Origin of the sequence: Gracilimonas sp., assembly GCF_017641085.1 — a bacterium.
Taxonomy (GTDB): domain Bacteria; phylum Bacteroidota; class Rhodothermia; order Balneolales; family Balneolaceae; genus Gracilimonas.
The window spans coordinates 895,816-909,856 of record NZ_JAEPPI010000001.1 but is presented as its reverse complement, the minus strand read 5'-3'; the positions used below and the strand labels follow the sequence as shown (position 1 = coordinate 909,856).

Annotated in this window: 7 protein-coding genes; 4 read left to right on the top strand and 3 right to left on the bottom strand. The window is 46.6% G+C overall.

What is annotated here, in order from left to right; translation table 11 throughout:
• Positions 1-166: 166 nt before the first annotated feature.
• On the top strand, positions 167-850 hold the full coding sequence (rsmI, locus tag JJ941_RS03850) for a 16S rRNA (cytidine(1402)-2'-O)-methyltransferase (protein WP_290962356.1): 684 nt from the start codon (positions 167-169) through the stop codon (positions 848-850).
• A complete protein-coding gene (gene lnt / locus JJ941_RS03845) occupies positions 847-2,400 on the top strand; it encodes an apolipoprotein N-acyltransferase (RefSeq protein ID WP_290962355.1) in 1,554 nt (517 codons plus the stop codon). Before rsmI ends, lnt begins: the two co-directional genes overlap by 4 nt.
• 1 nt (position 2,401) lies before the next feature.
• On the opposite strand, the gene sprA is transcribed toward lnt, so the two are convergent.
• Positions 2,402-9,706: a cell surface protein SprA gene (sprA, locus tag JJ941_RS03840; protein WP_290962354.1), complete on the bottom strand. Its 7,305-nt coding sequence runs from the start codon at positions 9,704-9,706 to the stop codon at positions 2,402-2,404.
• Positions 9,707-9,934: 228 nt separating this feature from the next.
• Between sprA and JJ941_RS03835 the strand changes: the two genes are divergently transcribed.
• Together JJ941_RS03835 and JJ941_RS03830 are read left to right on the top strand one after the other, a co-directional pair.
• Positions 9,935-11,362: an LptF/LptG family permease gene (locus tag JJ941_RS03835; protein ID WP_290962353.1), complete on the top strand. Its 1,428-nt coding sequence runs from the start codon at positions 9,935-9,937 to the stop codon at positions 11,360-11,362.
• Positions 11,355-12,437: an LptF/LptG family permease gene (locus tag JJ941_RS03830; protein ID WP_290962352.1), complete on the top strand. Its 1,083-nt coding sequence runs from the start codon at positions 11,355-11,357 to the stop codon at positions 12,435-12,437. The genes JJ941_RS03835 and JJ941_RS03830 overlap by 8 nt, the downstream gene beginning before the upstream one ends.
• A 159-nt stretch (positions 12,438-12,596) precedes the next feature.
• Here the strand turns inward: JJ941_RS03830 and JJ941_RS03825 are convergent, their stop codons facing one another.
• Positions 12,597-12,914, bottom strand: coding sequence for a DUF3467 domain-containing protein (locus JJ941_RS03825; protein ID WP_255135400.1), 318 nt, complete (start codon positions 12,912-12,914; stop codon positions 12,597-12,599).
• A gap of 46 nt (positions 12,915-12,960) precedes the next feature.
• Positions 12,961-13,953: a pyridoxal-phosphate dependent enzyme gene (locus tag JJ941_RS03820; protein WP_290962351.1), complete on the bottom strand. Its 993-nt coding sequence runs from the start codon at positions 13,951-13,953 to the stop codon at positions 12,961-12,963.
• Positions 13,954-14,041 lie beyond the last annotated feature (88 nt).

Here is a 14,041-nt window from a genome sequence, read left to right as displayed (position 1 = left end):
ATGAGTGTGATGTTTGTGATATTGATGGGATAGGATCCTTTTATTTGCTCTTTCGTTTCTATATAAAACTAAACCATCACAGAACATCCCATTAATCACCCCCATCACAGTTGTTTTTGGAGTGAGGTAGTTTGATATTTGTGCACTTTAATCAATGAGGTAAACCGTGTCCACACTCTACATCGTAGCTACGCCAATTGGAAACTTGCAGGATTTTTCACCCCGGGCGGTTGAGGTGCTGCAGTCGGTTGATTACATCGCATGTGAAGACACCCGGACTTCCGGTCACCTGTTACAGCGGTTCCAGATCGACAAGCCCACGTTTTCATTCCATCAGCATAATGAACACCGTAAAGTCGGGCATTTAATGAACATCCTGGATGCCCAGCAGGATGTAGCCTTAATCAGCGATGCCGGCATGCCCGGGATATCGGATCCGGGTTTTCTGGCTGTGAGAGCGGCTCAAAATGGCAATCATACCGTAAGTGTAATCCCGGGTCCGGATGCAGCTACCACAGCCGTTGTAGCCAGCGGTTTGCCCTGCGACCGATATATCTTCGAGGGATTTCTTCCTCACAAAAAAGGCCGGCAGAAACGATTGGGACAACTGGCAGAGGAAGAGCTCACCATTATCATTTATGAAAGTCCGAACCGCCTGCTCAAACTGCTGGGTGAACTGGAAGAACATTTTGAACCCGAACGGCTGGCGGCGGTAGCCCGCGAACTCACCAAGAAGTTTGAGGAAGTGGTGCGGGGCACAATAAGTGAGCTAAAAACAGAGTTTGAAAGTCGTGATTCTATTAAAGGTGAAATCGTAGTAATTGTATCAGGTAAAGGATATTCGGAATGAATGTGAAACAGTGGCTGGAAAATAAGTGGGTGATTTCGGTAATCGCGGGGGTTTTATTGGGGCTCAGCTTCCCTCCCATAAACCTCTCCTTTTTAAGCTTTCCGGCATTTATCCTGCTGTTTTATTTGTCGGATAAATGCGATTCCTACAAGCAGCTGGCTTATTACAGCTATGCCGGCTTTGTGGTCTGGAATCTGATTGGAACGTACTGGCTGATGATGGCTAGCCTCGGCGCCGGTATTGCCGCCATCTTAGCCAACAGTGTGCTCATGACGATCCCGCTTTGCCTGGCTAAGTTCTTCACACAAAAATCTGAATCACCCATACTGGTTGCGTTCCTTCAGGCATCGGCCTGGGTCAGTTATGAGTTTCTGCATCACCAGTGGGATTTATCCTGGACCTGGCTTTCTATCGGAAATGCGTGGTCCAACTTTATTGGGGTGATTCAATATATTTCCCTCACCGGACATCTGGGTATTACTTTTTGGGTAGTATTGAGTTCAGCCTTAGCCTATCAGGTTTTCAAGAGAAAGCAGAAGAAGTTAGCGTATGTGGTAATTGGAATTTTCCTGATTTTCCCTGCATGGTCCTTTCTTCTGTTTGAAAGTGAAACCAAATCCGGTGGTTCTGATCAAACGCATGTAGCTATAATCCAGCCCAATCATGATTCTTATCAAAGCTATGGGGGTATGAGTGGATTAAGAGAGGTAGTTGACAGCCTGTTCACCCTCACCGAGCGGACTATTACTCCCGATACAGAGCTCATAATCTGGCCCGAAAATGCCATTGACGGGTTTATCTTTGCCGACTCTCGCACGGCCATTCGCATTGCTGACTCTGCCAAAGCCTGGAATAAGAATTTCATAGTTGGAACCGGACTTTATAAGACCTACCCGGAAGATACTGAGCTTTTGCACCGGGGAACGCTGCGAACCGGCGAGCCCTACAACGTTTTTAATGCCGCTCTTTTTGTAGATGATGAGGGTACCATCTCTGACTATGAGAAGGGTAACTTAGTCCCCATTGTAGAGCGTATTCCTTTTGTTGAAACCCTGAGTGCACTGGATGTCTTCGGCTGGGTTAACTGGGGAGAAATAGCCGGCTTCGGGAAAGGCTCCCGGCCGGATATGATTGAAACGGAAAGCTTCAGCTCACCGGGACTGGTCTGTTATGATTCGGTGTATCCATCCTGGATTCGGCTTTTTGTACAGAAAAATGCCTCTTTTCTCACCATCATCACTAACGATGGCTGGTGGGGCGATACCAGCGGACACCATCAACATTTTGCTTATGCGCGGCTCAGAGCTATAGAGTTTGACCGCTGGATTGCCCGGAGTGCCAATAACGGGATTTCAGGTATCATTGCTCCCAATGGAGCTATTGTCCAAAAAACAGACTATTGGATACGTACCGGGTTCACAGGAACCGTAGAAAATTTAACTACCCAAACCTTCTTCACCCGATTTGGAAACTGGCTTTCTCTTCTCTGCCTGATGGCTACTTTTTTCGGTTGGGGTTACTTCACATTCACTTCCCGGAAAAAAGAGTAGCCTACCTGGACTGAATGGAAATCTTGAAGTTGAACCGGATTTCGTGATTGGTTCTCGGGAAGTAAGCCGATGACTTCGGATTCACTTTGGTATAGGTGTATTCAAAGTTAGACGTCACCGTTTGAGAGAAGCGATACCCGATAACGACCGAACCGTTTATTCGCTGCTGACCTGTAACAAATGGATCGGTGTAATCATACTGGCTTACATCAGGCACAAAGTTCACATCACTTAATACCTCATCAATATCAGAACTGAGCGTGTACTTACTCTCGGTGTCATCCGCAAAGCCCCCATTAATGGTAAGCGTGACATTATTCTTAATCTTCGGGAAGAACGGTATCGTCAAATTCTTAAACGTATAATTTATTGAGGTACTTAATCCCTTTGAAGTTCGCTCCGTAACCGTACGGCTTGAAAGTGCCAGGCTGCTTGTTTTGCTTTGGTCAAAGCTGACCTGAGTCCTAAGATCTGATTCCCAGGTTATGTTTAGCTGAATGAGTGGTGAAAAGCGCTGCTCTACGTTAATTGAATTCGGTTCATACAGCTCCTTTCGATCTATAACGCTGAAACTGCCCAGCCCCTGCGGGTCCTGAATCCCCGTAAGCGTATTCAGACTCCATCCCAGCCTGTACGTTCCGGTATAGCCGTGGGTCAGTGTTGCAGCTCGCATATTATCCCCAATAATGGGTATAAAACTCTGAACTCCCGACCAGGTAACCCTCCAGTTTGGTTTGGGGATTGGGGTGTACCCTTTCTCACCTACCGCACCGGTTCCCCCTCCCAGATATGCTTTTCTAAAATCCTCTTCCAGGGTATTCCGGTTTAATACAATCCGGCCATCTCCGTTTCCTCCTTCGCTAACATCATCAGAAATAATGCCCTCATCCCTGTTGGCGTCAGCAAAAGCGGTTTTAAGTTGTCGCTCGTAAAGGTCACGATATCCACCGCCAAAGGCCCATACCGAAGAGCTGATATTCCCACTGGATGAAACGGTTGAGGAGAAATCACCGGCCGGAGTCAGGGTAATCGTATTCGTCTCTCGTTCATCCCAATTCGTTGACCAGTTCAAATCAACTGTAAAGTTTTTGAACAGGTTCAGCTTGGTACCCATCGTAATCTTATCGGTATAGGTATTGTTTTTGGGCAGGTTTATAGAATTCCCCGATGGACTCTGCTGAATTAACTGTGATCGCGGCAGCTCCTCATCAATACCCAGCCGATAGCCAAATGGCGGAGAAAAATTATCATCTGCTTCGCCCGCTAATGCATAAAATATTTGGGAATCTCCCCTGTATCCGGCCTGATTTGAAGTCTTGTTCTTATTATAGGTGATGTCAATATTTTCCATGCTGAAGATAGCCAATAGCGCTTTCCGGCCAAGGTACTGAAGGTCTTTCATCAAATCCGGAGATGCCGAATCTTCACTCTCTGCATCGCTGTTCTTCGCTCTATTCCGGGCGGTGGTTTCTTTCTTATCTGCATCCTCCAGTTGCTGGAAAAACCCAATCTTGTCAATAAGACTGCCTACACCAAATTTAACCGTATGATCCAGCCGGAAACGATTGGAAACACCCGCTCCCAACCCGGAACCGCTCGGGCTGTTCGTCCATCCGTAGCCACCCGCATAAGAAGTGGAATAGGTGAGCCACTTCAACGCCTCTATCTTATTGAATTGAGGACGCCAGCTGGCCGTGTACGTTTCTTCATAATTCGACCTTCTCGCCGAAAGCGTATCCGTAAGCAGATTGTTAAGCACCTCGAAGGTGGGCGTCAACTGATAGGAGTTACTGTCGGCCGGCAAGCCTGTTTTGTTGATGTTCTCACGGCCGGCACTCGATAGGTCATAGTTTGTAGTAGTGCGGAATGAAATAGGGATGCTGGGCGTGAAATTATAGTTAAACCCAAACCCCGAACGCTGGTTGAATGTATGGCTTTGCTGTAGAGGTTGTATCAATTCCATCCCTTCATCATCAAACTCTGGTCGTCGTCTCTTCTCGGTATAAGATCGGTTCAGGTTTGCAGAGGCATTAATAGATGAAGGCATATATCCCAACCTGATTCCGGAAAGTGCCCCAACTACAGGTACATCTTCGGTAAACCCAAATGGCTGCCACAACTTCACATTATTAAACGACAAGCTGTAATTAATGGATGTATTATAGTTCCAGTCATCCTGAAACTGAATCTCCGGGTTCTTTGCACTCCCTTCATTATACACGTAACTCAATTTGGTTTTGTCGATGGTGTACTGAGCCAGCTTACTCTTGGAGTTCTGCTTCGAGATATTGGAAACGTTAACCGAGAAATTATCCCGAACGGTTTCAACCGCATCAATGCGTTCGTCAATAATGGTCTCTTTTTCAGATTCGGTAAGTTCATCATTGCTGTTGGTGGCGTTAATGAAATCATCCAGACGAATATCCCCCTGATTGGGCAAGTACTTGGGCGTAGAAATGTTCTTACGGCTTGAAACGGTTACCGGGAAGTTCCATCCATAGCGGTCAGGGATTAACTTATGCAGGTTCACAGTTGAGCTTAGGTCATACCCGATTTCATCTGCCACACTTCGGTTACCCAAACGTGATTCCAACCCGCCAAAACCGGTGGTTGTCCGGCTGAAATTGGTATTGAAGGTAGCAAAATCAGCAAGCTTGAAACTGGCATTGGCGTTTGCCTTCCATCCTTTTTCATTATCAAAACCGGAAACACGTAGTTCATTCAGCCAGAATTCCGCATTCAAATTTGGCGTGCCGGGCGAGTTTACATCTGTCGGGTCGTGAGGGTTCAAAATCCCCATCCCAACTTCAGACACACGGCCAAGCGAAGGGTTCCCTTTTATAGCAACCACAGCCCCTTCAACGGCATCATCTTCTTCGGGAGAAAGCTCTTGTTCAAATTTCTGAGTAAAGTCGGTTACCCCCTGCTGATCTCTGAGTTGCTTAAGTTCGTTGAAAGCTGCCAAAACAATATTCATGCTGTTTTCATCATACAGCCATACTTGTTCAGCATCAATTTCGAGTTCCCCGCCGCCATCAGCGCTGTAGGGAGAATACGGGTAATCGGGATCTGAAGGAGTTACCGGCTGTCGATATTCGTAGTAATTGGCATTTAAGTCGGTTCCCATCCTCACCACCAGCTCGGCATGGCCTCTTTCTTCCGGGCCATCCCCATACCCTTCCCCGTGCACAAACATCCTCATGTTAGAGTAGTTCAACAGATTCAACCCACCGGGATAAATTCGTTTTACCATTTGAATTTGGCCTGAACCCAGATTCTCAACCCCTAACACCAAAGACTGCTCATTGGCCAAAGACTGCACCTGCACTCCCCGGTTTATGGCACGGATTGATCCATCCGGCTGGCGGTACGGAACCGGCTCCCGGCTGGCATTTTCTTCGATATTGATGGTCGCAATCCTGAAATCCCCGTTGAAATTCTGCCCTTCGTCAATATTTTCCACTTTTCGCCACTGGCTTCCTATAAACTCAAAAGTGGCAAAACGCATAGTGAACGGCTTTTCATAACCAGACATCCACATGCGAATGTGACTGATGTTCTGAAACCCTTCAATATCTCCTACTTTTCGCTTGAATTCGGTCAACGGAATCCGAACCAGATGCCACCGGTCTGCCTGTCGCGGTGCATTCACCTTATCCACAATAAAAGTCCGGTTATCGGGATCAGGATTCGTTTCAATTTCGAGACTGCTGAAATCTGCCGGGTTCAACGCAATCTCATATTGATAATAATTATTGTTCGTTTCGATGTTGGCTCGGCTTACCAGACCCTCCGTATCCGGGCGGGAAGTAATGGCTCGTTTATCTCCACCAGCCGCCGGTGTGTTCCCTTCATGGTAGCCCATCACCCGGTAAAAACGCTCCTGAAGCGGCAGATCCTGAACCTGAGATTCCCCGTAAAAAATATAATCGTCGTTGGATGGGTCGGCTAAAATGGACTGAAATTCATCGCTTTGCTCACCATAAGCTATCCGCATAGAATCGATAAAGGGACTGAAGAGGGCTGTCTCTACTTTTTCATCATCAAAGCCGTTACTACTGGGAATTCCATCAAAGCCCACATCCTCGAGCTCCCTGTTGTCGTTCGAAAACTGCCCTTGCGGTGCCGTTGGGTTGGCCGGAACATACGAACGGGGATTTTCCTGAAAGGTATCCAGCTCCAGGTTTTCGAGGTTATTGGCCAGACCATCCTCCGAATTCAGGTCAAAGTTGGGAACTACGTCTTCGGAGATAGTCCCAATCTCGATGTATAACTTACCGTCGTAGTCTTCCAGGTCTTCAGCAGTGGGTTCTCTTCCACCGGGCAAAATAGGCTGCACCCAAAATTCGATAAACTCTATGTTATTCTGCGTAAGATCTTCCTGCCCCGATGGAAGTGCCGCCGTCATTCCTCCCCACTGGTTTTCCGGCTCGTTCTCCAGCTTATTCCTTAAATCGGTATTGTAATTATAGGGGCCCCGCTCGGTGGGATTGTAGTACACATCCAGGGTATTAATGACTTCATCCTGGGCGTTATTCGTTTCCTTTCCGGGGAAAACCTCTTCGGTTGGCGTAGTCTCTGATTCCGGCGTCCCACGTGCATTCCCCAATATACTCGATATGTTTCTGGGAATGGTGTACCAGGAAAACTGACTTCTCAGGTCAGAGCGGGCAATCTTGGATTCCAGCGAGTTGTTCAGCGTGGCATCGGGATTATCAAAAAAGGCTTGGTCGGGGCCGTAACCGGGAATAGCTGCCGGAGCTGCAGCCAGCTCCCAACGGGTTGGGCTTGTAAAGGTGATGCTGATTTCCGAGCCCTCAAAGTCATCTATAAAAGACAAACCGTTCACTTCATCTTTAAAAAGCTCATTGTTATCAATAGCATCACGCACGGCATTGGTTTGTGCCACATCCGGGCGAAGCTGAGCAAATTCTCCGCTTACGCTGATGTTAGACTCGGCCTTGGTCTGCAGCAGCGGGATTTTATCGATGAAGCGGGTAAGCCATGGTGTGTCGAATTCCGCATCTGCATCCATCCCAAGAATGGTGTTATTAATCGACTCATTCCCAATTCTGATTTTATCGGAAAGGGGCTGTTCCTTCAGCTTAAAGTACGTTCCTCCAATACTGATATCCTCACTTACTTGGTACTCGGCCCGTAGCCCGGTAAAGTTCTTCTGCCCAATTACATTCAGTTGGTTGTTCTCATACTCGATCCGAATATCCTGACCGGAAGCCAGATACTGCTCACTCAAAATAGTAATCAGGCCAAAAGAATAATCCACCTCATAATCAACGCCTTCAGTTAGTTGGGTTCCATTCGCAAATACTTTTACCGAACCTTCAACCAGGCTAAACCCAAGTGAGAAATTTCCCGACACTCCGCCTTTTGAAGTCCCCTCAATGCGGTAGTAATTATTCTTGGGACTTTCATCAGCCGTGGTCTGTTTTTCATTATATAATTCGGTGTAGGACAGAGCCTGTACCAAAGAGTCAGAGGAAGAGGTTGACTCCAGGAGCTCGGTAATCCTGTTTCCGAAAGGCTCCAGGTATGGAAACATGATGCTTCCGTTTCGAGGATCCAGTACATAGCCGGAAAAGTCAATAAGGTTATCAGGCTGTGCAGCACCTTGGGTATTTACCCTGTCCAGGCCCAGCACCTGTAACAGCGGGGTGTTCAGGTTGGGGAGGTTAGTGTCATCAACGTTACCCTGAGTAAACTTAAGATCAAGCTCCAGCCCATCTGCCGTCAGATTAGAAACACCCAGCGAGTAGAAGTTACGCATGGTAAGAGGCCAGGATTTTAAATCCGGGGTTGGGTTATCCGTTCGCAGAAGTTTTAAATAGGTCAACTCGTTAGATGAACGGGGAGATATATCTCCAATTTCAGCCGGAGAGTTCTCACCTCCAACCGGTTGCCTGATAAAGGAAACGGCAAGGTAGGCACCCGAACTGAGTGACCGGTTCAGGCTGATAAATCCCAGGGCTTTATCGATGGTGTAATCGGCACCTTCTGTTAGCGGCCGGAAATATCCATTGTAGAAGTCATTGCCGGCAACCCCAAAATCATCGGCAGCAGCGCTAAGATTACTCCTGTTGTTTTCCAGGGTGTTGTCATCAATCACATCAGCTGCCTCAGTGGGAAGGCCAAAGGTCCCATCACCCCGGTCATTCACACCCAAATCAACGAACGATGCAGCTCGCACTGCCTCAGGATCAGTTGTATTAATCTGAGGTTCGGATATCCACACCCGGATATCTGAAATCTGGTAAGCCTGGGTCTTTTGTTGAGGATTTGAAACGTTGGATTCAAATTCCTGCCGGTTGTAGAAATCCAGGAAGAAGTGGCGGTTGTTCTGATATTCAATTGGCCTGATGGAGAATTGAGTTTCCTGCGAACCCCCGGTGATAGTTTGAGTGTCGCTCTCCCCTTTTTGTTGTGAAACAACGGATGTCAGTCGCAGCGGCCCGAGTTCGGCAATCGATTTAATTCCAAAAAGGGATGCCCCTCCACGAATAAGTGAGTTCCCGGTCTCCATCGACACGTTACCCATCTCAATCCGCTTGATGATTTCATCCTCATATCCCTCGTACACAATACTCAGGCGGTTTTGGAAGTCGAATGCCCTTTCCGTATCCCAGTCGGTGGCAATGGTAAGCTTGTCCCCGATGGTTCCCTGAATATTCAGCTGCAGGTTTTGGTTGAAGGTCGGATCAACCCGGCGTTGTAAATCCGGCTCAATGGTGGGATTTTCAATATTCTGTATGGAAACCCCAACGTTCATATTCGCTGAACCGTTAACACGCAGGTTTACCTCAGGTTTTCCAAAAATGGTTGTAAATACCGATGATTGTCCGCCCGGAATTTGCAGGCTGAAATCAAGCAGGCCGCGTTGTTGCTGGCTTTCTCTCTTACCTTCCTCAATCAGGTTAAATCGTATCTCTTTTTCCTGCTGTTTACGCTTTTCAGCTACGTATTGCTCAAAATTGAAAATTTGAGGCGAAGATACTTCAATACCGTCAATCTTGTGGGTGATGCGGTAGGTATCGGCAGAATCCCAGGTAGCCTGATACTGCTCTTTGGAAAGCTTGATGTAATAAAGGTTTCCGGGCTTTACTACTCTTTTATTACTCACCGGACCTTGAGGTGGACGGTAGATAAATTTCACCCCTTCAAGGGTACTATCCGCCTCGCTGACTGTTTTTGTAGTATCGCTGGTATCTTGTGCAGATACACCAACCAACAGCAATCCATTCATCAAACATACGAATGGCAGGTAATAAACTAACTTAAAAAAAGAATGCACCGGCTTTAATTACTGACTCGGTTATTACTTATTGTCTGTAGCGTTAGGCGATAGGCGGATCTGTTTTTTATTCTAAATTAGTTTGTAGATGAATGGGTGCGGTCGATAATACTATATATTTGAATATGTTGAAAGTATAATACGATAATCCATCCTTTAATTTATAAGCGGAAATTGTCTATTATTTACGTCTGTGAAAATTAAAAAGTACCCGAGCAACAGCAAGCTTTGAATAAATTCATCAACAAACTTCAGATAGACCTGCTTAAAAGGCACCTGAGCCCTTTTCTGTTCTGTTTTTTTACCCTCATGTTTTTGCTGTTGATGCAGTTCCTGATTCTGCATATCGACAAGCTAATTGGCAAGGATATTCCCTTGCTCATCATTGTTGAGCTTATTATTACGAACCTGGCCTATATGGTTGTGCTGGCTGCTCCTATGGCTGTTCTTGTAGCCACGCTGATGGCTTTCGGCAAGTTTTCAGAGTTGAACGAGCTCACCGCGCTGCGGGCCTCTGGCATCAACCCCATGAAAATTATACGCCCGGTGTTAATTGCCTCTGTCCTTCTGTTTATCGGGCTGGCATGGTTCTCAAATAATGTGTTACCGGAAGCGAATCAAAAAGCGCGCTCGTTGTTTATAGACATTCGCCTCAAAAAGCCCGGTTTCGATCTCAAACCCAACACGTTTTACGATGGCATCGAAGGATATACCTTTCTTGTTGAACGGATTGACAGCGAAACCGACAGCCTTTATGATATTACCCTATTCCAAAAGCCCGAAAACAATCGCGACCGCGCCTACATTGTTGCCGATAAGGGACTGCTCGTTAGTAAAGGAGAACAAGCCCTCACCCTTCACCTGATACAAGGAACCAGCCTGAAGTTTCTTGCTACCGACCGGCGAAATGAGACCATGATAGAACGTAACCGGTTTGACAAACACATCATGACGCTGGACCTTTCCGACCTGTCATTCATGCGCTCCGACCCTGAAGACCGCAACCGAAGCGACCGTACCATGAGTTCCAGAGCTATGATTGCTGTAGTTGATTCACTGTTTACAGAAATTGAGGAGCAGAGGATTAACATGAGTGAAAACACCATGGTTTACCCTGAGGATAAATACACCGGAAGAACCTCTTACTTCAACCCCAAAAAAGTACTGCCAGACACACTGGATTACATCACCTCCATTGAAAGCCCCTATTTGGTTACAAACACCTTTCCCAAAGCTGAAATACAGCGCATCTTCGTGGAAGAATCCATTCGTCAGATGAAGGAATACCGGAATAAAGTGGAATCAATAAACGCTAATGTCGAGTGGCGCAAAAAAAGAATAGCCCGCTACCTGGTGGAGATTCACAAAAAATTATCCATTCCGTTTGCCTGTGTAGTGTTCATCCTTTTTGGCGCACCGGTTGGTATTATGACCAAACGTGGTAATTTTGGTTTTGCTGCCCTCATCAGTACCGTGGTTCTGACTTTTTACTGGGTTTCTTTGATACAGGGAGAAAAACTGGCCGACCGGCTTTTTATCACCCCCTTAGTAGGCATGTGGACGTTTAACGTGGTTCTTTCCTTAGTAGGAGCGTACCTTATCATTCACCTGACAACCGACATTCGAATTACCAAGCTGTTCCGAAACCGTGATTAAACATTTTGATAAATATATATTTCTGCGTCTGTTTGCCATCACGGCTTTTGTGCTGCTCATGTTGATCTTTATTTTCATCATGATCGACTTTTCCGAGAACAGCGATGACTTTGCCGATCAGGGAGCTCAGATGGCAGAAATATTCAGGAATTATTACCTGAATTATGTTCCGGAAATGACCCGTCTGGTACTCCCTGTAGCTGTTTTTGTAGCCTGCCTTTTTCTCACCGGACAGTTGTCGGACCGACTGGAGATAACCGCACTGAAAGCGGCCGGGGTTAGCCTGTACCGCATGATTGTACCCTACATTGTTTTTGCGGCCCTTTGTGCTGGTGGGATCAGCCTGTTGGACGCACACGTCATCCCTAAATCCAATGCCCAGCGGATTGCTTTTGAAGAACAATACCTGCAGGATAAATCCGAGAAAATTGACCGCAGTGATATTTACCGGCAGCCTTCACCCGATACCAAACTCCAGGTAAACTACTTCGATAAGAACCAGCAAATTGCATATCGCATCCGGCTCATTCAGTTTAAAGATCAGCAAATCATAAAAAGCACACGTGCTAACCGGATGGAATGGGTGGATTCAACCCAAAGCTGGAGGCTGGAAAGCGGAACCGAACGGGTGTTCACGGATGTAGGATATGAGGAAGAAGATTTTATAAAGAAGGATACGGTACTGAATGTGTTCCCACGCGACCTGGCCCGCACTACTTCTGATGTTTATCAGCTGACCTATGAAGAAGCACGGGATTACATAGCTTCCATTGAACGAAGCGGTGCAGGCGGCATTGAAATCCCGCAAGTGCAATTTTATGGAAGGCTGGCCTACCCTTTTTCCATTATCGTGGTCATAATTGTAGGCTTTTCATTTGCCAGCGTGCGCCGGCGAGGTGGAAAGGGAGCTTATTTAGCAGCCGGACTCACCATTAGTTTCCTATACCTGGCCTTCATGAAAATTATTGAGCCCTTCGGGTATTATGGAACACTTTCCCCTGAATTAGCCGCCACACTTCCCCATATCTTTTTCTTCCTTTTGGGGATCGGTCTATTGATAGAGGCGAAAAAATAACCGCCTATTTCGCTCCGACGCAGAGCGTCAGAGCGATTTTAAGTATAGCCAACCCTTTTCCCAGACGAAGAGCATTTTAGCGAGTAAAAAAAGCAACACTTTATCGTTCAATGTTCGGTGTTCCTTGTCTGCCTGCCTGCAAAGGCAGGTTCGAAGTTCCTACGCTTCCGGCTGCGGCCCCCGGTACATATGCATATCCACTTTCTCATTGGAACTGATGGCGCCATGCTCCTGCTCGTAGCGAGCAACATTGTCGTTAAGGGCATTGGCCAGTCGTTTGGCGTGATCCGGAGTCAGGATCATTCGCTTCACAACCCGGGCTTTAGGAACTCCGGGCATCACCGCGATAAAATCCAGGATAAACTCGGAAGGTGAATGCGTAATCATCACCAGGTTCGAATACGTACCCGTGGCCTCCTCTTCCTTCAATTCAATTTCCATTTTACCGGGATTCATCGTCTGATCTTTCTTAGCCATACATTCCTTTTTTCTGTCTTGTAATAGTTAACCGTAGATACAAAAATTATTCGTCTTCGTTCAGAAAACCCTGCTCTTTCATCCATTCGTCATTATACACCTTACCAATATAACGGGTACCGCTGTCGGGCATAATGATGACCATAACATCATCCTTGCCCAATGGATGTTCTTCAATATAGTCCAGCGCACCTTTTACGGCTGCGCCACAAGACCAGCCAATCAACAGTCCCTCTTCGCGGGCAAGGCGGCGGGTTACCAATGCTGAGTCTTTATCATTAACCTGAAGCACGTCGTCCACATAATCAAAATCGATGGTCCCGGGAATGATATCTTCCCCGATTCCCTCGGTCATGTAGGGCTTGATTTCATTCTTATCAAACTCACCGGTTTCGAAGTATTTCTTGTACACCGAACCCACACTGTCGATACCAATTACCTTGATATCCGGATTTTTCTCTTTCAGGAATTTCCCTGTTCCTGAAATCGTACCGCCCGTACCCATCCCGGCTACATAGTGGGTGATTTTGCCTTCCGTCTGCTCCCAAATTTCCGGTCCGGTTGTTTCATAGTGAGCAGCAAAATTACTCTTGTTATCATACTGGTTGGGATAGTATGAATTCTCGATCTCCTCACTGAGTCGTTTAGCAACAGAGTAGTAACTGTCGGGGTGATCGGCTTCCACGTTTGTGGGACAAACAATCACTTCAGCCCCCAAAGCCCTGAGTAAATCCACTTTCGATTTACTTTGCTTGTCGGTGGTAGTAAATATGCATTTATAACCCCGGGTAACGGCTACCAGGGCCAGTCCCATCCCTGTATTTCCTGAAGTGCCTTCAATAATGGTCCCACCCGGTTTAAGCAAACCTTTTTCTTCCGCATCATCAATCATTTTGATCGCAATACGATCCTTAATGCTATGTCCCGGATTGAAATATTCTACTTTAGCTAACAGTGTGCCTTCTGAATTTCCGTTTACATGGTTCAGCTTGATAAGCGGGGTGTTGCCAACCGCTTCCAGTATGGAATTGTGATACATAAATTTCTTCGTGTTGATGTTTTCTTATCTAATTCTCAAAACTAAGAAATAATTCACCGATAGTCTGAGATATATTGACTGAAAATTT

Bases quoted from the DNA above. Each gene is read 5' to 3' on its own strand.
- lnt (WP_290962355.1), top strand. From the start codon at position 847: ATGAATGTGAAACAGTGGCTGGAAAATAAGTGGGTGATTTCGGTAATC.
- JJ941_RS03820 (WP_290962351.1), bottom strand. From the start codon at position 13,953: ATGTATCACAATTCCATACTGGAAGCGGTTGGCAACACCCCGCTTATC.
- JJ941_RS03825 (WP_255135400.1), bottom strand. From the start codon at position 12,914: ATGGCTAAGAAAGATCAGACGATGAATCCCGGTAAAATGGAAATTGAA.